Origin of the sequence: Bacillus sp. 95MFCvi2.1 (genome assembly GCF_000374965.1) — a bacterium.
GTDB lineage: Bacteria > Bacillota > Bacilli > Bacillales > Bacillaceae_G > Bacillus_A > Bacillus_A pseudomycoides.
Genome location: NZ_KB895709.1, coordinates 54,895 through 75,604 on the forward strand (window position 1 = coordinate 54,895; position 20,710 = coordinate 75,604).

General features: G+C 37.3%; 28 protein-coding genes and 1 riboswitch. Of the genes, 20 read left to right on the top strand and 8 right to left on the bottom strand.

The features are described from left to right. Nucleotides 1–12: 12 nt before the first annotated feature. Together C568_RS0122335 and C568_RS0122340 are read right to left on the bottom strand one after the other, a co-directional pair. Nucleotides 13–771: a TrmB family transcriptional regulator gene (locus tag C568_RS0122335; protein WP_006096488.1), complete on the bottom strand. Its 759-nt coding sequence runs from the start codon at nt 769–771 to the stop codon at nt 13–15. A 133-nt stretch (nt 772–904) separates the two neighbouring features. Further along, nucleotides 905–1,564 (bottom strand): hypothetical protein, encoded by a 660-nt coding sequence (locus tag C568_RS0122340; protein WP_018782760.1) that lies wholly within the window; start codon nt 1,562–1,564, stop codon nt 905–907. A gap of 197 nt (nt 1,565–1,761) precedes the next feature. Here C568_RS0122340 and C568_RS0122345 point away from each other — a divergent pair, with 197 nt between their 5' ends. Together C568_RS0122345 and C568_RS0122350 are read left to right on the top strand one after the other, a co-directional pair. Then, nucleotides 1,762–2,064, top strand: a complete 303-nt coding sequence (locus C568_RS0122345) for an MTH1187 family thiamine-binding protein (protein ID WP_001018864.1) — start codon at nt 1,762–1,764, stop codon at nt 2,062–2,064. A gap of 114 nt (nt 2,065–2,178) precedes the next feature. Further along, on the top strand, nt 2,179–2,424 hold the full coding sequence (locus tag C568_RS0122350; RefSeq protein WP_006096491.1) for a YusU family protein: 246 nt from the start codon (nt 2,179–2,181) through the stop codon (nt 2,422–2,424). A gap of 67 nt (nt 2,425–2,491) precedes the next feature. Here the strand turns inward: C568_RS0122350 and C568_RS0122355 are convergent, their stop codons facing one another. Continuing rightward, nucleotides 2,492–3,037 (bottom strand): GNAT family N-acetyltransferase, encoded by a 546-nt coding sequence (locus tag C568_RS0122355; protein WP_018782761.1) that lies wholly within the window; start codon nt 3,035–3,037, stop codon nt 2,492–2,494. 483 nt (nt 3,038–3,520) lie between these two features. Here C568_RS0122355 and C568_RS0122360 point away from each other — a divergent pair, with 483 nt between their 5' ends. Further along, entirely contained in the window at nt 3,521–4,438 is a 918-nt protein-coding gene (locus C568_RS0122360) for a proline dehydrogenase family protein (protein WP_003201679.1), read from the top strand. 23 nt (nt 4,439–4,461) lie between these two features. On the opposite strand, the gene C568_RS0122365 is transcribed toward C568_RS0122360, so the two are convergent. Both C568_RS0122365 and C568_RS33470 read right to left on the bottom strand, forming a co-directional pair. Further along, a complete protein-coding gene (locus C568_RS0122365) occupies nt 4,462–5,301 on the bottom strand; it encodes a D-alanyl-D-alanine carboxypeptidase family protein (RefSeq protein ID WP_006096493.1) in 840 nt (279 codons plus the stop codon). A gap of 258 nt (nt 5,302–5,559) precedes the next feature. Beyond that, entirely contained in the window at nt 5,560–5,706 is a 147-nt protein-coding gene (locus tag C568_RS33470; protein ID WP_018782762.1) for a YuzL family protein, read from the bottom strand. Between the two features lie 237 nt (nt 5,707–5,943). Between C568_RS33470 and C568_RS0122375 the strand changes: the two genes are divergently transcribed. The 4 genes from C568_RS0122375 to C568_RS0122390 are packed head-to-tail and all read left to right on the top strand — an operon-like array spanning nt 5,944 to nt 11,456. Then, nucleotides 5,944–8,325, top strand: coding sequence for a 3-hydroxyacyl-CoA dehydrogenase/enoyl-CoA hydratase family protein (locus C568_RS0122375; RefSeq protein WP_018782763.1), 2,382 nt, complete (start codon nt 5,944–5,946; stop codon nt 8,323–8,325). Between the two features lie 21 nt (nt 8,326–8,346). Next, on the top strand, nt 8,347–9,522 hold the full coding sequence (locus C568_RS0122380; RefSeq protein ID WP_003201686.1) for an acetyl-CoA C-acetyltransferase: 1,176 nt from the start codon (nt 8,347–8,349) through the stop codon (nt 9,520–9,522). After that, nucleotides 9,509–9,649 (top strand): hypothetical protein, encoded by a 141-nt coding sequence (locus C568_RS34865; RefSeq protein ID WP_018782764.1) that lies wholly within the window; start codon nt 9,509–9,511, stop codon nt 9,647–9,649. Before C568_RS0122380 ends, C568_RS34865 begins: the two co-directional genes overlap by 14 nt. Nucleotides 9,650–9,671: 22 nt before the next feature. Further along, a complete protein-coding gene (locus C568_RS0122390; protein WP_018765011.1) occupies nt 9,672–11,456 on the top strand; it encodes an acyl-CoA dehydrogenase family protein in 1,785 nt (594 codons plus the stop codon). Between the two features lie 58 nt (nt 11,457–11,514). On the opposite strand, the gene C568_RS0122395 is transcribed toward C568_RS0122390, so the two are convergent. Further along, nucleotides 11,515–11,961 carry a hypothetical protein gene (locus tag C568_RS0122395; RefSeq protein WP_018782765.1) on the bottom strand — a complete coding sequence of 149 codons (447 nt, stop codon included), beginning with the start codon at nt 11,959–11,961 and terminating at the stop codon, nt 11,515–11,517. A gap of 176 nt (nt 11,962–12,137) precedes the next feature. Between C568_RS0122395 and C568_RS0122400 the strand changes: the two genes are divergently transcribed. The 7 genes from C568_RS0122400 to C568_RS0122430 all read left to right on the top strand — a co-directional run bounded on the left by C568_RS0122400 (nt 12,138) and on the right by C568_RS0122430 (nt 16,319). Continuing rightward, nucleotides 12,138–12,365: a helix-turn-helix transcriptional regulator gene (locus tag C568_RS0122400; RefSeq protein ID WP_018782766.1), complete on the top strand. Its 228-nt coding sequence runs from the start codon at nt 12,138–12,140 to the stop codon at nt 12,363–12,365. After that, nucleotides 12,362–12,649, top strand: a complete 288-nt coding sequence (locus tag C568_RS0122405) for a hypothetical protein (protein WP_018782767.1) — start codon at nt 12,362–12,364, stop codon at nt 12,647–12,649. Before C568_RS0122400 ends, C568_RS0122405 begins: the two co-directional genes overlap by 4 nt. A gap of 75 nt (nt 12,650–12,724) precedes the next feature. Then, nucleotides 12,725–13,441, top strand: coding sequence for an MBL fold metallo-hydrolase (locus C568_RS0122410; RefSeq protein ID WP_018782768.1), 717 nt, complete (start codon nt 12,725–12,727; stop codon nt 13,439–13,441). Nucleotides 13,442–13,632: 191 nt separating this feature from the next. Next, nucleotides 13,633–13,818, top strand: a complete 186-nt coding sequence (locus C568_RS0122415; RefSeq protein WP_006096499.1) for a hypothetical protein — start codon at nt 13,633–13,635, stop codon at nt 13,816–13,818. A gap of 13 nt (nt 13,819–13,831) precedes the next feature. Next, a complete protein-coding gene (locus C568_RS0122420) occupies nt 13,832–14,080 on the top strand; it encodes a spore coat protein (RefSeq protein ID WP_006096501.1) in 249 nt (82 codons plus the stop codon). Between the two features lie 254 nt (nt 14,081–14,334). After that, nucleotides 14,335–15,285: an L-lactate dehydrogenase gene (locus C568_RS0122425; protein WP_018782769.1), complete on the top strand. Its 951-nt coding sequence runs from the start codon at nt 14,335–14,337 to the stop codon at nt 15,283–15,285. Between the two features lie 20 nt (nt 15,286–15,305). Continuing rightward, on the top strand, nt 15,306–16,319 hold the full coding sequence (locus C568_RS0122430; protein WP_018782770.1) for a PTS transporter subunit IIC: 1,014 nt from the start codon (nt 15,306–15,308) through the stop codon (nt 16,317–16,319). Between the two features lie 67 nt (nt 16,320–16,386). Here the strand turns inward: C568_RS0122430 and C568_RS0122435 are convergent, their stop codons facing one another. After that, a complete protein-coding gene (locus C568_RS0122435) occupies nt 16,387–17,040 on the bottom strand; it encodes a phosphatase PAP2 family protein (RefSeq protein ID WP_018782771.1) in 654 nt (217 codons plus the stop codon). A gap of 140 nt (nt 17,041–17,180) precedes the next feature. Here C568_RS0122435 and C568_RS0122440 point away from each other — a divergent pair, with 140 nt between their 5' ends. From C568_RS0122440 to gcvH, 3 genes are all read left to right on the top strand, one after another. Continuing rightward, nucleotides 17,181–17,714: a hypothetical protein gene (locus tag C568_RS0122440; protein ID WP_018782772.1), complete on the top strand. Its 534-nt coding sequence runs from the start codon at nt 17,181–17,183 to the stop codon at nt 17,712–17,714. Between the two features lie 279 nt (nt 17,715–17,993). Beyond that, on the top strand, nt 17,994–18,359 hold the full coding sequence (locus tag C568_RS0122445; protein WP_003201715.1) for an arsenate reductase family protein: 366 nt from the start codon (nt 17,994–17,996) through the stop codon (nt 18,357–18,359). Between the two features lie 41 nt (nt 18,360–18,400). Beyond that, nucleotides 18,401–18,784 (top strand): glycine cleavage system protein GcvH, encoded by a 384-nt coding sequence (gene gcvH, locus C568_RS0122450; RefSeq protein WP_006096504.1) that lies wholly within the window; start codon nt 18,401–18,403, stop codon nt 18,782–18,784. Between the two features lie 41 nt (nt 18,785–18,825). Here gcvH and C568_RS35680 read toward each other — a convergent pair whose 3' ends face one another. After that, complete coding sequence (locus tag C568_RS35680; RefSeq protein ID WP_018782773.1) at nt 18,826–19,026, bottom strand: hypothetical protein; 201 nt, start codon at nt 19,024–19,026, stop codon at nt 18,826–18,828. A 207-nt stretch (nt 19,027–19,233) separates the two neighbouring features. On the opposite strand from C568_RS35680, the gene C568_RS0122460 reads away from it, so the two are divergent. The 3 genes from C568_RS0122460 (at nt 19,234) to C568_RS0122470 (ending at nt 20,387) form a co-directional block, all read left to right on the top strand. Next, complete coding sequence (locus tag C568_RS0122460) at nt 19,234–19,578, top strand: toprim domain-containing protein (protein WP_000263236.1); 345 nt, start codon at nt 19,234–19,236, stop codon at nt 19,576–19,578. A gap of 3 nt (nt 19,579–19,581) precedes the next feature. After that, nucleotides 19,582–19,890 carry a thioredoxin family protein gene (locus C568_RS0122465; protein WP_003201723.1) on the top strand — a complete coding sequence of 103 codons (309 nt, stop codon included), beginning with the start codon at nt 19,582–19,584 and terminating at the stop codon, nt 19,888–19,890. Between the two features lie 152 nt (nt 19,891–20,042). Then, entirely contained in the window at nt 20,043–20,387 is a 345-nt protein-coding gene (locus C568_RS0122470) for a hypothetical protein (protein ID WP_018782774.1), read from the top strand. Nucleotides 20,388–20,512: 125 nt separating this feature from the next. Then, a riboswitch (SAM riboswitch) is annotated at nt 20,513–20,622 on the top strand. Nucleotides 20,623–20,710 lie beyond the last annotated feature (88 nt).

The following is a 20,710-nucleotide window of genomic DNA, read 5'->3' on the forward strand; positions in this document are numbered from 1 at the left end:
CCTTTGCTATTTTTAATATCGTAACTTTATTAAAATGCTGCGTATTTCCTCATCATTCATAAAGAGATCGTGATGTTTCTGTGTGATTTTTGCAAGTGCAACATCATGATAGAAGAACTCCGTAAAGAATTTTACGAATGGCGGAGACATTGTTTTCATCGCTTGCCACGATTCTTGCTCTACCCCAGCAAATAAAATTTCACGATCATCAACAATAAGAAGTAAGTAACGTTCTAATGCGTTAGGTTCTTCAGTTGGAATGAGAAAATGAACATTTGACAGTTCTGTTTTCACATCTCCAACTACAAGTGCTTCAATATCAATGCCTTGCTTTGCTTGTTTCTCAAGTAAGGGAAGATATTCTAAAAAGGTATCATTCCAAGCGGAAATACGGATAGATTGTTTCGCTTCTTCTACTAACTGCTTACTTTGTACTTGAATAGAAGACTGCATTTTTAAGCTCCAAACGCGGTCATCTGTAAAGGATCGTTTTGAAATATTTGTTTGAAGTTCTTTAATATTCGATTGAAATTCTGTCGTTAATTTTTGAATGGCAAGATCCAGTGGCAGGGCGGTATATAGCTTTTTCTTTTCTGAGACGGAATCCATAACCATTCCTTTATCGATGAGGCGCGCTAATACTTCATATATTTTTGCTTTTGGAACACCCGAATGTTTTACAATCGTTGTTGCATCTAGTGGTTCATCGCTTGAAACTACGACTTCATATGCCTGGCTTTCGTATTGTGAGAAACCGAATTTTTGTAACATAATGCCCTCCGAACAAGTTAGATTCTATACTAAGAATAAAGAAGTATAAGCATTTACACAAGTACTTCACTTTTTAATCAGGAAAAAGAAAAAATAGAGTCATCATACATAGACTCTATTCTTTGTTGTATGTTTAATTGTGAACCGCCTTGAACATAAGTGCGCCATTGTTTTCAGTAACAGTTAATGTACCGTTAATTGCTCGAGTTGAGAATTGCTTTGTTTGAAAATAATCTTTCGAACCGAGTTGTTCTAGAATAGTGTTCATGTCTTGCTCACTTAGAGCTGAGTCAATAGAACGAATGACAGTCTTTATTGTGGAATAAAAGGCGTCAATTTGTTCTTTAGATGTACCGGATCCAGCGATAGCAACAGCAGCGATACCGCCAGTTGCTTTATAAATGGAAACGCCTAATCCAAATTTAGTATTAAAGATTCCGTTATATGTTGCGATTTGTGCTGTTTCAGTAAAGAGTTTAATGCTGCTTACGTTAATGCCATTTGAATTTCCAACTGAGTTAATTGAATTTACCAGTTTTTGCATGACTTGAGCCGTATCTACTGAAGCTGGAGGCGGAGTTGGATTAGGAGGCGGAATTGGAGTTGGAGTTGGATTAGGTGGTGGAGTTGGAGTTGGATTAGGTGGTGGAGTCGGAGTTGGAGTCGGTGCTGGATCGGGTTTCGGCTTTGGATCAGGCTTTTCTACTGGTTTTGGATCCTTCTGCCATAAGTCACAAGCTGTTGTTCCAAATAAGAGGGGAATGGCTAATAAAGTGAGAAGTAACTTTTTCAATTGTCCACTTCCTTTCAAAAGGATAAGTTGATTATGGTGGTTCTTAAAAGGATAACACCAATATATGCACAACCAGTGGAAAAGGATTACAGAGGATAAGTATATTATGAAAAATAAATTAAAAGTATAGTTATGGTTAGTAAAGTAGGGGAGAGTTTTGTACAATAGAAATGAAACAAACATAGGAGGGAACTACCATGGCAATTGTTGATGTATCGATTATTCCAGTTGGAACAGGTAATCCAAGCGTAAGTGAATATGTAGCAGAAGTACAAAAAGTGTTAGAGAAAAACGCGGATCGCGTGAAGTACCAATTAACACCGATGAATACAGTAATTGAAGGAGATCTCCCTGTATTACTTGAAGTAATTCAACAAATGCATGAAGTGCCATATACAAAAGGTGCAAAGCGTGTAGCGACAACAATTCGTATTGATGATCGCCGAGATAAAGAAAGCACAATGGAGAAAAAATTAAATTCTGTTCGTTCGAAATTATAGGAGAAAGCAGCGATTTTTGCTGCTTTTTTGTATGGGTAAATTAGGTAAGAAAAGTGTATCCATGGTACACTTTTTTATTATTGATTGTAGTACCTAGGGAAGGAGGAAAGGGAAATGAGTGACAAATTTAATGAGCAGTTTGATGGCTTACTTGAAAAGTATACAGAATTGTTACTAGGGGAAGGCAGTGAAGAGAGAAAAGAACAAGTGCAAAAGTGGGCACTGTACTCTTACATTGCTAAAACAATGCCAGCTTTAGTCAAGCATTGGAATGAGACATATCCAGAGGCAAAAGAAGAGATGGTAAAGTTAATCTCTGATATTAAAAGGTTAAATGAGGAACATCGTAATCAGAAATAAGAATGAGAAACCATTTTGTGATTTTTTACAAAAAAGCTTGGGGATCAATAGGCCCCAAGCTTTTAATTCATATAGAGGAATTGTTTGATGGTTTCGTAGTTATCTCTAAACACCAATTATTGCATCGTATGACACTCCCTGGCGGATACTCGAAGTCACACTCACTAATAAATAAGAAGTTGAGCTTTTGGAAAATAGCGTTTGAAGCAGGATTATTGATGGCGGGAAAAGCATGAATGAATCTGTACCTTTGTTCCGTTTTAGCATGAGCGATAGCTTTTTCGACGGCCTTTGTTGCTATTCCTCTTCCTTGAAATGGTGGTAGGACGCTCCAGCCAATTTCGTATACGTTCTCTTCTTTCCAGTAGCTGTCCCAATATCCTACACTACCAATAATTTCGAGTTGCGGAAGAAGGACGATGCTAAACATACGTCCAGTTCCTAACTCACTAATCTTAAGGTACCGCTCGTGACGAGCAAGGAGTTGTTCTTCAGTCTCAGGCCCTCCTAAGTATTCTAGCATCTCAGGTACATTCATAAGACGAAGTAAAGTAAGATTAGCATTGTTCCAAGGTTCAATTCGAATTTGTTGTACATTCATTCTTTTTGGCATTTTTCACACTCCAATACGTGTTTTCCATCTGGGTAAAATTTTATATACTATGCAGGGATAGTACCTTTCAATGAAACCGGGATTCTATGTTTTTACACTTTCTATACTTATTTCAATAGAAATCCCCTCCTACCTTTTGCACTTGATTTTCTATGGGAGAGAACTAAGTACCTCAGGATTTTATATTTGTATTCATTTTTAGTTGTATTAATATCTTTGTATAACTTATAAAGAGAAGTAAGAGGTATGACGAGTATTGTCGAATTTTTATTTTAGACTAGTTGTTCACCTGCTTTTCTAGTTTTATTTTAAATGTCGAAAAATTTTTATGGATATTTAAAAGCGAGAATATGGGCTTTTGAATATTTTTATAGTATTTTATAAATTATCTAAATAATTATTTGTATCAAATAATTTTAAAGAGTGATATAATTTTGAAGAGGGGTAAAAAACAGACAAAGTACAGTCATAGGGGTGAATTACATGGAACAATTAATGCGAAATTCGTTTCTTTTCTTGTCAAAAAATAAAGCGCTAACAAAACTGGCTAAGAAGTACGGTTTACGCTTTGGTGCAGGGCGCTTTGTCGCAGGGGAGACAATTGATTTAGCTGCTGCAGCTATTAAACAATTAAATCAACAAGGGCTTTGTGTGACAATCGATTATTTAGGTGAGTTCGTTGATAATGAAGCAGAAGCAAATGAAATGGCAAGCCAATCGATTGAAGCAATCCGTGCAATTGGACGTGAAAAACTTGATTCACAGCTTTCTTTAAAAATGACTTCTATGGGGTTAGACATCTCAGATGAAATCGTAATGAATAATATGCGCCGCATTTTAGAGGCTGCAAAAGAAAACGGTGTGTTTGTTACGATTGATATGGAAGACTATACACGCTGCGGAAAAACAATTGAGATCTTTAAGCAATTAAAATCTGAATACGATAATATCGGTACTGTTATTCAAGCTTATCTATATCGTACAGAAAAAGACATCGAAGATTTAAATGCATATAGTCCTAATTTACGTCTTGTAAAAGGGGCTTATAAAGAACCAGAAGAAGTGGCGTTCCCGGACAAAAAAGATGTAGATGAAAATTATAAAAAAATTATTAAAATGCACTTATTAAATGGAAATTATACTGCTATTGCTTCACACGATGAGGCAATTATTGAATATACGAAGAAACTTGCCGAAGAATATAATATTTCACGTGATCAATTTGAATTCCAAATGTTATATGGTATTCGTACGGAACGTCAACTTGAACTTGTTAAAGAAGGCTACAAAATGCGTGTTTATGTACCATATGGAAATGACTGGTATGGTTATTTCATGCGCCGCTTAGCTGAACGTCCAGCAAACGTTGCGTTCGTTTTAAAAGGAATGGTAAAAAAATAACCAAGGAGCTAAATACTCCTTGGTTATTTTAATTGTTTAAATGCGTAATGTGCCATTTTTTTTGTGTCTGGATATAACTGAGTGCGAGTAGAAGAAAGTACAACGTTAATAACACGCTTTCCATCTTTTTCATCGACTGTTACGACAGTATATTGTCCTAAAGCGGATAAACCACTTTTACTTCCAATTGCATATGGATCATTGTAAAGTTCTTCACGACCATAGTTTGCAATTTTGGGAGCGCGCTGTGAAGTATGCAACGTTGTACGCGTTGTGTTCATATATTCTAGCACAATCGGATATTTTAATGCTTCTTTTGTAATGATTGCGATGTCATACGGGGAAACCTTATTGCCGAGTGCGTCAGCCCCGCTCGCATTTTTGAAAGTCGCATGTTTTGTTCCGAGTTCTTTCGCTCTTGCATTCATCATTTTTACAAACTTCTCTTTTGATCCTGCAATATGTTCTGCGATAGACTCAGCAATTGGATCGGCACTGATGATAAGCATCAGTTTTAATGCCTCGTCTCTTTTTAATTTTTCACCAGCACGAAGCTTAATTTTCGCACTCTGACTTTCCGTTTTTATCGCATTTTCTGTGATAGTAATTTCCTCATCTTCTTTTACATTCTCTAGTAACAGAATGGTTGTCATCATTTTGGCTACACTTGCTGGATAAGAACGTTCTTCTTCCCGTTTTCCGTACAAAACTTCCCCCGTATTTGCATCGATTGTAACACCATATTTTCCTGTGATATCAGGCTGATTACTTCTTACGTCTTTTTGCCTTTTTGTGTAAGAAAAGAAAATCATACTTGTAAATAGTGTAGCAATCATCACAATCATGATTATTGTTCGTTTCATTATGCAGTCCCTCTTTTGTCTTTCCTTATGTACAAATAAATTGGGCAGAAAAGCAGCCCAATACTCATTATGCCACGTTTTCTGCCCAAAAATATAGAGGAAGTTCAAAAAGTCCGGTAAAGATAGCTGTCGCATTTCTTCGTTACGTCGCCAGTCCGGTACTCATGTAGTTCCACCTACACTTCGTATCCTCCCGGCTTCCGCGCCCCGAACTGCTCGGCTCTCTTTATCCTCCTTTTTGAACAAGCACATATAGCGTTATTTTTCGCCCATGTTGTGCTTTTTGTATTGCTGGTTATTACCTTGGCGTCCTTTTTCGATGCCGCGATCAACTGGACCTGCATTTCCTGTTACACTCGCTGCACTAACACCTGCTTTTGAAGGGTCTTTCTTAAGTCTAGACATATATATTCCTCCATTTTTGTCAAATTCTAAAAAGGGAAAAGCGTATTTTATCAAGAAAATACACAATTATAGAGTACCCAAACAAAAGAAAAGTATTTATTTCAGAAAATTTTATCAATAAATATATTGCGAAAATTTAAACAGTATCATATATTTATTAGTAGAGGCTCACTCATTGATTGCGACGCATGTCGAAAAATTGAATGAGCATTCATTCAAGAATAGGGGGAGAAATGGATGTTCCAAATTAAAAAGGCTGCTGTTCTCGGTTCTGGCGTAATGGGCTCAGGGATTGCTGCACATTTAGCCAATATCGGTATACCAACATTATTGCTTGATATTGTACCACAGGCGCTTACGAAAGAAGAGGAAGCGAAGGGGCTTACATTAGAACATAAAAGTGTGAGAAATCGTTTTAGTAACGGGGCACTGCAAAAATTAGTAAAGCAAAAGCCAGCTCCTCTTACAGTGAAAGGTAATCTGGCATTGATTGAGGCAGGAAACTTAGAGGATGACATTGAGCGCCTTGCTGATGTAGATTGGATTATCGAAGTTGTTGTTGAAAACTTAGATGTTAAAAAGAAACTATTTGAAAAAGTAGATGCTGTTCGTAAAGCTGGCTCTATTGTGAGCTCAAATACATCAGGTATTTCCGTTGAGAAAATGGCAGAAGGGCGTTCAGATGACTTTCAAAAACATTTCCTAGGAACGCATTTCTTTAACCCACCACGATATTTAAAACTTCTAGAGATTATACCGACAAAAGAAACAGATCCACAAGTGTTAAACTTCATGAAATTATTTGGCGAAGACGTTCTTGGAAAAGGCGTTGTTATTGCGAAAGATACACCAAACTTTATTGGGAACCGCATCGGTACGTACGGTTTACTTGTAACGTTGCAAGAAATGATCAAGCGCGGCTATAGCGTTGGGGAAGTTGATTCTGTAACAGGCCCATTAATCGGTCGTCCAAAGAGTGCAACGTTCCGTACGTTAGATGTTGTTGGGTTAGATACATTTGTTCATGTTGCGAACAATGTATATGAAAACGTGCAGGAAGAAGAAAGAGATGTATTTAAAGTACCAGCTTTCATGCATGATATGCTAGATAAAAAATGGCTTGGAAGTAAAACAGGTCAAGGTTTCTTCTTAAAACAAGGAAAAGAAATTTTAGAGTTAAATCCTGAGACGATGGAATATGAAGCGCGTAAGAAATTAAAAGCCGCATCCGTAGAGTTAAGTAAACAAGAAAAAGGATTAGCGAACAAATTGAAAGCGCTTGTATATGCGAAGGATCGTGCAGGAGAGCTATTATGGAATATTATCACGCCAACTCTTTTATATTCTGCGAAGCTTCATAAAGAAATCGCAGATGATATTGTCGCAATTGATCAAGCGATGAAATGGGGATTTGGCTGGGAGCAAGGTCCATTTGAAGTTTGGGATGCAATTGGCGTAGAAAAATCCATTCAAAAGATGGAAGAGAACGGCCAAGTTGTTCCTGTGTGGGTAAAAGACATGTTAGAGAAAGGCTTTGGTTCTTTCTATAAACATGATAATGGTGAAAGCTATTACTACGATAACGGTGAATATAGGCTTATCCGACGTAATAAAAAAGCAATTTCTCTTAAGCAATTAAAAGAGAAAAATGGCGTGTTAAAGAAAAACAGCGGAGCGAGCTTAATTGATTTAGGTGATGGCATCCTTTGCTTAGAATTCCATTCGAAGAGCAATGCGATTGGTATGGATATTACGCAAATGATTAATTACGCTGTTGACGAAGTAGAAAAGAATTATAAAGGACTTGTTATCGGAAACCAATCGAAGAACTTCTGCGTTGGTGCAAACCTTGCGATGATCTTAATGGAAGCACAAGATGACAACTACTTTGAAATTGAGTGGGTTGTGAAAAACTTCCAAGACGCAATGATGAAAATTAAGTACAGCTCTAAGCCAGTCGTTGCAGCGCCATATGGTATGACGCTTGGTGGCGGTACAGAAGTTTGCTTACCAGCAGCTAGCATTCAAGCTTCTAGCGAAACGTACATGGGATTAGTAGAAGTCGGCGTTGGTTTAATCCCTGGCGGTGGCGGTAACAAAGAACTATATATTAAACATTTAAACAAAATGGCAAACGGTGTGGAGTTTGACCTGCAAAAGGTTGCGAATAAAGTGTTCGAATCAGTTGCGATGGCAAAAGTATCTACATCAGCGCAAGAGGCTGTTTCTCGCAACTTCTTAGGCGATAAAGATGGTATTAGTGTGAATGGTGATCACTTACTATATGATGCAAAACAAAAAGCACTGGCTTTATATGAAGCGGGTTACAAAGCACCGATTCGTAAAAAGATACCGGTTGTTGGTGAGACAGGATATGCAACGCTTTTACTTGGAGCTGAAGCAATGCATTTATCTGGTTATATTTCCGAGTATGATTTACACATTGCGAAAAAGCTCGCATATGTCATTGCCGGCGGAAAAGTACCATACGGAACAGAAGTTGATGAGCAGTATTTATTAGATGTGGAACGTGAAGCATTTATCAGTTTAGTAAGTGAGATGAAATCACAAGCAAGAATGCAGCACATGCTTGTAAAAGGAAAGCCATTACGTAACTAATAACGAGGGGAGATATCGTTCATGAGAGAAGCTGTCATTGTTGCGGGAGCAAGAACACCAATTGGTAAGGCAAAGAGAGGTTCATTAAAAACAGTTCGACCTGATGATTTAGGGGCATTAGTAGTAAAAGAAACGTTAAAACGTGCGAATAATTATGAAGGGCCAATTGATGATTTAATTTTCGGTTGTGCGATGCCAGAAGCAGAGCAAGGCTTAAATATGGCTCGTAATATCGGCGGATTAGCAGGGCTTTCTTATGATGTTCCAGCTATTACAATTAACCGTTACTGTTCTTCAGGACTGCAAAGTATTGCTTACGGTGCAGAGCGCATTATGTTAGGACATTCAGAAGCAGTATTATCTGGCGGAGCAGAGTCTATGAGCTTAGTTCCAATGATGGGGCATGTTGTTCGCCCAAATAGCCGACTTGTAGAAGCGGCTCCAGAATATTATATGGGCATGGGACACACAGCGGAGCAAGTTGCTGTAAAATATGGAATTTCCCGTGAAGAGCAAGATGCATTCGCAGTAAGAAGTCATCAGCGTGCAGCGAAAGCGTTAGCTGATGGGAAGTTTGCTGACGAAACAGTAGCTGTGGATGTAATGCTACGCACTATTGCAGCGAATAACAAAATTCAAGAAGAAAAAATTATCTTCTCACAAGATGAAGGCGTAAGAGCGGACACAACATTAGATATCTTAGGAAAATTGCGTCCAGCATTTAACGTTCGCGGTTCTGTCACTGCTGGTAATTCTTCGCAAATGAGTGATGGAGCAGCGTCAGTACTTCTGATGGATCGTGAAAAAGCAGTGAGCGATGGCATGAAGCCACTTGCGAAATTCCGTTCCTTTGCAGTAGCTGGTGTACCACCAGAAGTAATGGGAATTGGACCAATCGCAGCGATTCCGAAAGCGTTAAAATTAGCAGGATTAGAGCTATCTGATATCGGCTTATTTGAACTAAATGAAGCATTTGCTTCTCAATCGATCCAAGTTATTCGTGAGCTTGGTCTAGATGAAGAAAAAGTCAATGTCAACGGCGGTGCAATCGCACTTGGTCATCCGCTTGGCTGTACAGGAGCAAAATTAACATTATCTCTTATTCATGAAATGAAACGCCGCAATGAGCAATTCGGTATTGTAACAATGTGTATTGGTGGCGGTATGGGAGCTGCTGGGGTGTTTGAACTACTATAAAAAAGTGCAGGCGGCTCGCTCAGAACAAGAGGACGTTGGAGGCCCTGGCGAAGAGTGGAAACGACTAAAGGGTATAAAAAATAAAGGAAGAGCCAGCTTCTCTCAAAGTGAGAGAAGTGGCTTATGAAAATATGAAGGAGGAAATTTTCATGGAAAAAACAGTGGGAAATGCAGTTAAAGGCGGTAGCTTTTTAGTTGATGAGATTACGATTGATCAAGTATTTACACCGGAAGATTATAGCGATGAGCATAAAATGATAGCGAAAACGACAGAGGACTTTATCGTAAATGAAGTTCTACCAGAGCTTGAATATTTAGAGCAACATGAGTTTGATCGCTCTGTTCGTTTATTAAAAGAGGCTGGCGAGCTTGGATTATTAGGCGCTGACGTACCAGAAGAATATGGCGGAATCGGTCTTGATAAAATCAGCTCAGCATTAATTGCAGAAAAATTTTCTCGCGCTGGCGGCTTTGCAATTACACACGGTGCCCACGTTGGTATCGGATCTTTACCAATCGTTTTATTCGGTAATGAAGAGCAAAAGAAACAATATTTACCGCCACTTGCAACAGGTGAAAAATTAGCTGCATACGCATTAACTGAGCCAGGATCCGGATCTGATGCATTAGGTGCGAAAACAACAGCACGCTTAAATGCAGAAGGGACGCATTACGTGTTAAATGGTGAAAAACAATGGATTACAAACTCTGCTTTCGCTGATGTATTCGTTGTATACGCAAAAGTTGATGGTGAGCACTTCACAGCGTTTATCGTAGAGAAAGAATATCCAGGCGTATCTACAAGCCCTGAAGAAAAGAAAATGGGTATCAAATGTTCTTCTACTCGTACATTAATTTTAGAAGATGCATTAGTACCAAAAGAAAATGTACTTGGTGAAATTGGTAAAGGTCATATTATCGCTTTCAACATTTTAAATATTGGCCGCTACAAATTAGGTGTTGGTACAGTTGGTTCTTCAAAACGTGCGTTAGAAATTTCAGCACAATATGCAAATCAGCGTCAACAGTTCAAACAACCAATCGCTCGCTTCCCATTAATTCAAGAAAAACTTGCAAATATGGCAGCGAAAATTTATGCAGCAGAAAGCTCTGTATATCGTACAGTTGGTTTATTTGAAAGCCATATGAGCACATTAACAGAAGAGCAAGTAAAAGATGGTAAGGCTGTAGCAGCTTCTATTGCTGAATATGCAATTGAGTGCTCGTTGAATAAAGTATTCGGTTCTGAAGTATTAGACTATGTAGTAGATGAAGGCGTGCAAATTCATGGTGGTTACGGATTTATGGCAGAGTATGAGATTGAAAGAATGTACCGCGATTCTCGTATTAACCGTATTTTCGAAGGCACGAACGAAATCAACCGCTTAATCGTACCAGGTACGTTCTTACGTAAAGCGATGAAAGGTGAATTACCACTTCTTCAAAAAGCGCAAAAATTACAAGAAGAGTTAATGATGATGATGCCTGAAGAAGTAGGCGATGAGCCATTAGCACTTCAAAAATATTTAGTAAATAACGCGAAGAAAATCGGCTTAATGGTAGCTGGATTAGCTGTTCAAAAATACGGTAAAGCATTAGATAAAGAGCAAGAAGTTCTTGTTAACATTGCAGATATCGTAAGCAACTTATACGCAATGGAATCAGCTGTTCTTCGTACAGAAAAAGCAATCAAAGCAACTGGTCTTGAAAAGAATAAACAAAAAGTATTGTACACTGAAGTATTCTGCCAAGAAGCGTTCAACCAAATTGAAGCAGATGCGAAAGAAACAATTATTGCAGTTGAAAATGGTGATATGCTGCGCATGATGTTATCAGCGCTTCGCAAATTCACACGTCACACACCGCTTAACGTAATTCCGAAGAAACGTGAAATTGCTGCGAAAGTGTTAGAGGATGAGCGTTATACAGTTTAATGAGTAATTAAAAACAGTAGTCACGTTTGTGGCTACTGTTTTTTTTAGTTTTGTTAAACTAATCTTCACTAATTACTCCGTATCGCATTTTATCTCCCATCCACGAACTAACATCTCTCCACTTTACACTTTTCGCAGCAATCCAACTTACTTCATATTGTGTAACCTCGTTAGGCTTCCAGCCAATATCATCTGCCCAATAAAATAAATTGTTTTGTAATAGAAGAGATGCACCGAAAATGGTTGAATCATGATTTTCAGGAGGCGGAGTTAAATGAAATTGTGTAACACCTTCAAAGAGTAACTCTATTGCGGAGGGGTTCTCATACTGTCTTTGAAAAAGTATTCTTACGTTTGTACCAGATAATACCCTCATAGATAAATTCTCATCTACACAGCTATCTGTCCACAAATATAATTCTTTCAAACAACTATCGTGAAAGCCTCCAGATAAATGAAGGAGGTTTTCAATATTTTCTTTTGTTTTGATTGTATTCCAGCTCATATAGCACCTACTTTACAGATATTTTAGTTCGGTTTTACTTTATTTCTATTGTACTAAGTTGCTATTACTTTAACTGACGAATTTTTGTATTATAAAAATGTTAAAAATAATTTACAACATGTTAAAAATAAATTACAATAAAAATATAGAAAATAATGTAAAAAGTGGAGGTGGCTATGAATCAAAGAGGAAGTTTAGTAAATAACCTGATTGTACTTCGAGCAGAGAAGCGATGGTCACAAACGGAATTAGCAAATCGCGTGGGCGTTAGTAGGCAAACAATAGCTTCTATTGAAGCAAATCGATACAATCCATCTCTTATTTTAGCTTTTGAAATTGCTCATGTTCTTGGTAAGGAGTTTCATGAAGTCTTTCAATATACGATAGAGGGGGAAATGGAATGATAATAGCAATAGGAATGGTCGCATCAATCGCAGGGTTAATTGGGGTGTTATATTCAACACGTTTTGAAAAGAAAGAGGGAAATGATGAGAGAGGGGATCAAATTACAGGAAATGCTGCAAAAATCTCGTTATTTGTATTCTTACTTTCGTATTTAATTATTTTTCTAATCGGTAACCTATATTCATTAACGAGTGAACAGTATAAATTAGCGAATGCATGTTTATTGGCAGGAGTATTATGCTCCTATTCATTATCTATTTTAGTTTTGAGAAAAAGATATTAGATGAGAAAGAGCTGTTTTACATATTAATTTGTAAACAGCTCTTTTTGTTATGTTTGATTAGAAAGGATGAATGAGATGCGAATGATACATAAAAGTACAATTTATCAATTAGCATTTTTTCCAAATCTATTTCCAATCAATTGCTATTTCGTTGAAGAAGAAAAAGGATTAACTTTAATTGATGCAGCAATGTCGTTTAGTGCAAAGAAGATTTTAGAATCAGCTCGAACAATCGGAAAACCAATTACGAACATTGTTATAACACATGTACATGATGATCATGTAGGTGCAATTGATGCGCTGAAGCAGGTACTTCCTGATGTTCCTGTTCATATTTCAAAAAGAGATTCCCGCTTGCTTGAAGGAGACATGTCATTGCAGCAAGGGGAAGCGAACGTTCCAATAAAAGTTGGAGTATCTAAAAAAATACAGACGATCCCAGATGTGCTTCTGCAGGAGGGAAATCAAGTTGGTTCTCTTTTAGCAATTATGGCACCAGGACATACACCGGGTTCGATGGCCTTTTTGGATACAAGAAATGATGCATTGATTGCTGGAGACGCATTTCAAACAAGGGGAGGGATTGCGGTGGCTGGCCAGATTAAGTGGCTCTTTCCGTTTCCTGTGTTTGGAACGTGGCATGCAAAAACAGCATTAAAGAGCGCTCAGAAACTGCTACGATATAAACCGTCTGTATTGGCGACAGGGCACGGAAAGATGATTGAGGATCCGATGTTACGTATGCAACGAGCGATTGAAGAAGCTGAGCGAAATTTAGCGAGAAAGGTGTAAAGAAATGGGGAGATGAAGTGATGGGGGGGGGGAATTGAAAAGGTCCCTCAATAATTTAGAGGATTCTTTACTAAGAATGAACCTTTTATTTTTTAGTGAATCATCATCTTATACCCTCACTTTACATGCATACAATCCGAAAAGGAATAAATACTAAATGTTGAATGACTAAAGAAAGGAAGGTTTTTATTATGCCAAACTTAACAGAGCTTGAGCTTGAAAATTTACGTCATCTTATTGGAGGACATGCGACAGTTGCAAATAAACTAGATCAGTATGCGCAGCAGTGTACAGATCCTCAATTGAAACAAATGCTACAACAAGATGCACAAGCTGCAAGAAATACAAAACAACAATTAATGTCCTTTTTAGGCTAGGAGGGTATCGATTATGAATGAAAAAGATATGGTTAACGATTATTTATCGGAATTAAATGCTAGTTTGACTAGTTATGCGAATTACATAGCAGAGTCAAATAACGAACAGTTACATCAAACGCTGATTCACATTCGAAATCAGGATGAAATGAGACAACGTAGTGTATATAAATATGCATTACAAAAAGGACATTATAAGCCAGCTGCTCCTGCAAATCCAACGGTTGTTCAGCAGCTGAAAAGTCAATTAAGCGCACAGTAATGAATAAAACAAGCGAGTGAATATCAGATGATAATTCACTCGCTTGTTTATTTATATATATATCAATAAACAAGTATAAAATATTTTTTTAGTTGTAACAAATATGACGAAAAGTTTGTAAGGTATGTCACAAAAAGTACAAAAGATTGCTCAATGTTTCACAAAGTATCCATGGTTATTACAGTGAGAATCACTATAATAAAAAGTGTAAAGAACAAACAAAAACATTACATAATTACATAGGAGAGGTTCTTATGAATAGAAACACAAGAAAAATCGCAATTATTGGTACTGGATTAGTTGGATCAAGCTGTGCGTATTCAATTGTGAATCAAGGTATCTGTGAAGAGTTGGTATTAATTGATATAAATCATGAACGTGCAGTTGGAGAAGCGATGGATTTATCACACTGCATTAACTTTACAAATACAAGAACAAAAGTGTATGCAGGCGATTATGAGGACTGCAAAGATATGGACATTGTTATTATTACAGCGGGTCCAGCTCCAAAACCAGGACAAAGTCGTTTGGATACTTTAGGAGCAAGCGCGAAAGTTATGGAAAGTGTTGTAGCAGGTGTAATGGAAAGCGGATTTGACGGTATCTTCTTAATTGCATCGAATCCAGTTGATATTATTACTTATCAAGTTTGGAAATTATCTGGTTTACCAAGAAATCGTGTGCTTGGTACAGGTACATCATTAGACTCTTCACGCTTAAGAACAATTTTATCTGAAATGCTTGAAGTAGACCCTCGTAGCATTCATGGTTACTCATTAGGTGAGCATGGTGATTCACAAATGGTTGCTTGGTCTCACGTAACAGTTGGTGGAAAACCAATTTTGCAAATTTTAGAAGAGCAAAAAGAACGTTTCGGTGAAATCGATTTAGATGAAATTGTTGAGAAAACTGCTAAAGCTGGTTGGGAAATTTATAAACGTAAGGGTACTACTTATTATGGAATTGGTAACTCACTCGCTTATATTGCAAGTTCTATCTTTAATGATGATCACCGCGTGATTGCTGTTTCAGCAATTTTAGATGGTGAATATGGCGAATATAATATTTGTACAGGTGTACCAGCAATTATTACAAGAGATGGTGTAAAAGAAGTTGTAGAACTAAACTTAACAGAAGCTGAAGAAAACCGATTTGCACAATCAAATGATGTTTTACGTGACTATATGAAAACAACTGGTTACTAAACTAGGAGAAGGTGAAATAGATGAAGGAATATATAATGTCTCGTGTATTTAAAGGTTCTGCCGGAATTGCACAAGGTATTTTCGTATCCCTTGGAATTGGTTTACTTATCGAAAATATAGGAAGAATTGTTGATATTCCGATGTTAATTACAATTGGAGTTGTTGCGAAATCACTGATGGCACCAGCAATTGGAGCAGGGATTGCTTTCATGCTTGGGGCAAACGGACTTGTCATTTTCTCAGCGATGGTTGCCGGAGCGATTGGAGCAGGGTCGATTTCGATGACTGAAGCCGGCTTAATTATTAAAACTGGTGAACCAATTGGTGCGTTATTAACAGCAACTCTAGCGGTTTATATCGGTAAAAGATTAAGCGGAAAAACTGCTTTAGATATGATGCTCGTTCCATTTGCAGCAATATTAGGGTCTGGTATAGTTGGTATTTGGTTATCTCAAAATATTAGTCCTGTATTAAATACAGTTGGCGCATTTATTAAAGACAGCTCAGCTGGTAGTCCATTTATTGCTTCGATCGTGCTTGCGGTTGTTTGGGGGCTATTACTTATCTCTCCAGCTTCATCAGCAGCTCTAGCAATTGCACTTAGCCTAGACGGTGTTGCAGGCGGCGCAGCACTTGCAGGATGTGTCGCTCAATTTATCGGATTCGCTGTTATCTCCGCAAAAGAAAACAATTTAGGTGGTATTTTAGCACAAGCACTTTGTACTCCGAAAGTACAGTTGCCAAACATTACTAAAAATCCAATGATTCTCGTCCCAACTGTCGCTGCTAGCGCCATTGTGGGTCCTGTTTCTGCACTGATTTTCCACTTGGAAGCAGGTAAAGAAATTGCAGGTCTTGGATTAAGCTCTCTTATTGCACCAATTAACTTAATTTCCAGCCAAGGATTCGGTGTTGTACCAGCAATGGTCATCACTTATATCGTAATCCCAGTAGCTGTTTCTTATATACTTTACAGCGCGTTAAAAAAAGCCGGCCGTATTCATTCTGGCGATATGACTGTGCCGCAATCTTAAGTTACAATTGAAAATCTCCTTTATATAGATAAAAGCAGACTGAAGAAGCCACAGTCTGCTTTTTTGTTTACATTTTATAGGTTTGTCTCGCAGGAATTGTAATCGTGTCTTTTCGGTTTACTAGTAAAAGCTGCACACCGAAGTATAGTGTACTCGCAACTGCCATACCGGAAATAGCATCTAAGAAAGCATGCTGCTTTGTAAATAGCGTCGATAAAACAATGAGTGTACCAAAGAAAGTAAGGATCAAATATTCCCATCTATGCTGCTCTCTTCGCTTATAAGCAGCTAACATAATTACAAATGTTGTGAGAACGTGGATGCTAGGAAAACAGTTTACAGGTTGATCAATGCTATAAATATAGCGAACTAAGTCAGAAAATACATCTGTCCCTACTACTGTTGGACGTGGTACGGTTGTTTGCCAAAAGTAGTAAATCGAAAAGCACGTAAGCTTTCCTAGGATAACGCTGCTTAATGTTACATAATATTGTTTTCGATCTTTAAAGCAATAATAAATGAGTGCGCCGTATAAGTATGGGAACCAAATTAAATACGGAATAATAAATGCCTTCACAAATGGAATCCAATCATCAACTACTGTTGTAACATCAACAGCATGAACACCAGATTTATTCAGTACATCGTAAAGGGGACTTACGAGTACGAGTAGAAGTATATAACTTAATGGAAGAAAAGATGAAAGTTTATATTTTTTCATGACTATCTCCTAGTGTTTAGTAATGTAAGTAAATCCAGTTGATTATAATATAGAAAATCAAAATGGGCTATTGATTTTACTTACATTTTTTGCATTAACCTTACATTTTTGTCACTTGACTTTTAATGGGAGGATGAGATATGAAACGTTTGCTTATTTTGTTGGTTCTTATATTGTTATGTCTCGTGGGAGCTGGATGTGCAAAGAATAAGGATGTGCCATCTGCTTTAGAGTATAGCGGGAGAGCGCTTGTAATTGGAGTTATCGGTGAGGCGCCAAAGGATACATTTAGAAACATAAAGTTTGTGAAGGTGAATTTAGATCAGATAAAAGAGAAATCAGAGAAAGTCGACGGATTTCTCGTTATGAAAGAATATTTTCAAGAAGCATCAGAAGAAAAATATACAGAGCTATTTTTAGGGTTAAAAAAGCCAGTGTTTTTTATCGGTTTAAAGGATAAGCCATATTTGATTTTTATAGAAAAAGATTTGGATTATAACAATGCACCAACAGATAAAGCAATGATGTATACACAAGGATTTGTAAATCTAGGAAGTAGTGAAGGACAGTATTGGGGCACTGGTTTATACAATGATACGATTTCGGAGCAAAGTATTCATAATATGTATATATACGTATTTCAAACGATTGCAGATTATTTGAGCAGGCATTGAGAAGCTCCGGACTAGGGGCTTTTTATTTTTTAGTTATTTAAATAAACGTTTGTTTAAGATGTATGTTCGGTCTAAATGATACATAATGAATGAAGAGGGGAAATTTTTATATTTGTTTTTTTATATATTATTTTTCTTTAAATGGCGGAAAATAAGGAAAATTTGCAGGATAAAAGAAAATTGTCGCGAAATAAGTTAAAGTTTGGAGAAGAATCGTTTGAAATAATAAAACGTTTTCTATATGATAAAGGTAAAGGTTAGTAAAAAGTAGGTGAATTTATGGCAGTAACATTTTATTCATATCCAAAGTGTGGCACATGTCAAAAAGCAAAAAAATGGTTTGAGGCAAACGATGTAGCATATGAAATGATTCATATTGTTGAAAATCCACCATCAAAAGAAGATTTGCGTAATTTACATGCGAAAAGTGAATTGCCATTAAAAAAATTCTTTAATACAAGTGGAATGCGTTACCGTGAACTTGGCTTAAAAGATAAGTTAAAAGATGCAAGTGAGGACGAAATGTTTGAGCTATTAGCATCTGATGGCATGTTGATTAAACGTCCAATCGTAACAGATGGCACGAATGTAACACTTGGTTTTAACGAAGAGCAGTTTGAAAGTGTGTGGAAAAAGTACCAATAAGGTATTTTTACATAATTAATACATTCACTGGAGGTACAGTCATGAGCATTCCAAATCATTTACGTTACTCTGAAGAACACGAATGGGTAAAAACTGAAGGCAACGAAGTTGTTATCGGTATTACTCATTTTGCACAAAGTGAGTTAGGCGATATCGTATTCGTTGAACTTCCTGAAGTAGGTGCAACAATTGAAGCTGACGAGCCATTCGGAAGCGTAGAATCTGTTAAAACAGTTTCTGAATTATACGCACCTGTAAGTGGTAAAGTTGTGGCAGTAAACGAAGAATTAAGCGACCAACCAGAACTTGTTAACGAATCTCCGTACGAAGGTGCATGGATGGTTAAGATTGAACTTTCTGATGCAAGTGAAGTAGAGAAGTTATTATCTGCAGAACAATACGCAGAAATGACAAACCAAGACTAATTTTAGTCGAGATAAAAAGGACAGCCTATGTGCTGTCCTTTTTATTTTTCATTGCGTAAAAGGACACCTTCTGTGCTAGAAACTTCATCCCCCTCACATTCTGAGCGAGCCGCCTGCGCTTTTCTTTTAATCCAGCTCCAGCGGCAAGGATGCTCGGTGGCTTCTCTTCTTCCTACGAGGCAAAAAAGCGCCTTTACGTCAGGAATTCCAACGTCCTTCTGTTCTGAGCGAGCCGCTTCCACTTTTCTTTATCCAGCTACGCCTCCTAGTCCTTCATGTCTAAGAACCTTCCGCACAAGAAGACAAAAAACGCCTTCTGTGCGAAAGCGCCTTAGCCAACAGGGCTAAACAGTTTCACAAAAATAAACAGGAAACAACATGAAAAGAACGAATATACTATATACTAAAGTAAGGTTGTTTTATAGTATATGGTGATCGGGTGATGACATATGGTCTATGTAGAGAAAGTCATTATTGTCGAAGGAAAATCAGATAGAAGAAAGATTGAATCTATTATTCGCGAACCAGTGGAAATTGTTTGTACAAATGGTACAATTGGTTTGTCGAAAATGGATGAACTCATTGATCAGTTTTTTGATAAAGAAGTATATGTGCTAGTGGATGCTGATGCTGCAGGTGAAAAGCTCAGAAAACAATTTCGTAAAGAATTTCCGCAAGCTGAGCATATTTACATTGATCGTTCGTATCGTGAAGTGGCAACTGCTCCTTCTAATCATTTAGCGAACGTATTATGGGGAGCTGACATTGACGTTTATACAGAATATTTACGGTAAGGAATGATAGAAGTGATTGACTGGACAGGTGCTGAAGCTACAGCTTTAATAGCAGACCAAGAAAAAACAGTGTTATATGTATATACACCGATGTGTGGAACATGCCAATTAGCAAAGAAGATGTTAACAGTTGTAGAAGCTACTATATCTAATTTGGAAATAGGAATGCTAGATTTAAATTACGCTCCGCACTTAGCGCGAGAATATGAGGTAGAAAGTGTACCTTGTTTACTCGTATTTGAGCGGGGAACACTTATGAAGAAAATATATGCATTTCATTCAGTTGAATATTTATATACGGAATTACAGTAGGCGGCAATGTTTTTGCCGCCTCGACATATTTCTTGGGAAATACGCCTGAAAGATAGAAGTGATACGTTATTTGTCGAGAGAAAGTAACAGGATTGCCCTTTAAGAAGATGGAATGGTATTTAGTAGAAAGTGATATGAAGGATGTGATTAGAATGGGATTATATTCGTTGCTTCAATCATTTGTAACGTATGCCAATAGCCAATATCATTTAGAGCCACTTCTACGGCAAGGAGAAAAAATAATTAATATCCGTTTGGGAGCTGAGTGTTATTCACTTCAAATCTCAAGAGAGTATATACAAATTTTGAAAGGAACCGAGGGAACAGAACAAATTGTTTGTTTTGGGGAGGAAGACCTACAGCGATTAGTTACTGGGAATATTCGGTTACAAACTTTAATTAATAATGGGCGTGTACACTATTCTGGAACGTATCGCACGATGCTATTATTTGAATCAGTGTTTCATATATGTAAACCAATGCCGGTAGGTGCTTAATATTCCGAAGTTTCGTTTTTTGTGAAAATTCCTGTTGACATAGTGGGTGTATATTGATACAATTCAATTCATAAAATATAGACAATTTCATAAATTTCAAATCAGACGAAAATTGAATCTGATTTCTCTTATCAAGAGAGGTGGAGGGACTGAGCCCTATGAAACCCGGCAACCGTCAACTTTTATGTTGAAATGGTGCCAATTCCTGCAAAGCAAATGCTTTGAGAGATGAGAGAAAGGGATAATGTTGATATACGCATATAAACCTTTCTGCTCATTCTAGAGGCAGAAAGGTTTTTTTGTTGTTTGAATGAGGAGGATGT